The sequence below is a fragment of the Endozoicomonas sp. SESOKO3 genome, from assembly GCF_024606255.1.
This window is the reverse complement of sequence record NZ_JAHHPR010000358.1, coordinates 1-1017: the sequence shown is the minus strand read 5'-3', so window position 1 is coordinate 1017 and position 1017 is coordinate 1. Positions and strand designations below refer to the sequence as shown.

Sequence of the window (1017 nt, the reverse complement as noted above, 5' to 3'; positions counted from 1 at the left end):
CACCATGAGGATGTATGAGCATGGCTGGGAGAAATACTTCAGGGAAAATGTGCCTAAATGGTCATTCTCCCATGCTGACAGCATTCCCTACTCCTACACTCTGGGTGCCTTCTTTGAGAGGCAACAAGGCAGTAATAAGAAACTTACTGCTCTTGATAAAACAACACTTCCCAAGGGAGACGATAAGGGTATCAGTGACGAACTCTGATATCAGAAATCAGCGGATGACCTCTTCATAGCCATCCAATCGAAGGCGGAATAAAGGAATACATAAGGGCTTCGTTAACTCTGAGGTAGTAGTATGACAAATGCACGCTCCAATGCATTAAGCCTTGCAGTAGCAGTTGCAATCAGCTCCTCCATCATAAGCACACAAGCACTGGCCGAGCGCAAGCTTCAGATAAAGTCTGTCGATATTTCGGGCAATGGACATGTGGAGTTTATCCAGAGTGAGGTCATACTTAAGCCAACCTTAGGTGATGACCAGGAGCCAATACCCAAATCCTTTACCACTACCTACCCTGATCTGACTCAAGCCAGAGCGGACTATCTCGTTCCTTCTAATGGCTTTACAGAGGTTCTTTCTTTCATTGATGGTGCCGTTTCCAGCGTTGACCTGTTTGAAACAGACGAGAACGGTGCTGCTCAGAAATACACTAAAGTCCTGAAGGTAGGTGGAGAGGGAATCTTCAGGTTCACCCATAACCTTGAAGAAGAGGAACTGGTCATTGAAGTCAGAGGCGGAATGACCGATCAGGATTCTGTTGAGGCTGTTCGTGATCAAATAACTTTCTCTGACTTATTTTTAGAACCTTTAACGAAAATCGCCAGCCCCGCACAACTGTATAGATTGCTGCAAGGTGCAGATGACAGAGCAGGAAACCTCGGAACCAGTGACCACTATGTTGCCCTTGCCACCATTGAAGTAGAAAAAGTTGAAGTGAGTGGGCGTACATTCATGCGTCTTATCTCAGGAAGGGATCAGCCTCCTGAACTGCAACGTCTGGGTCAGTCGCT

2 protein-coding genes are annotated in these 1017 nt (G+C 46.5%); both read left to right on the top strand.

Annotated elements, in window-relative coordinates; translation table 11 throughout:
* A partial coding sequence (locus tag KDK18_RS06420; RefSeq protein WP_257254044.1) for a hypothetical protein occupies nucleotides 1–208 on the top strand: 208 nt, incomplete at its 5' end.
* Between the two features lie 93 nt (nucleotides 209–301).
* A partial coding sequence (locus tag KDK18_RS06415; protein ID WP_257254043.1) for a hypothetical protein occupies nucleotides 302–1017 on the top strand: 716 nt, incomplete at its 3' end.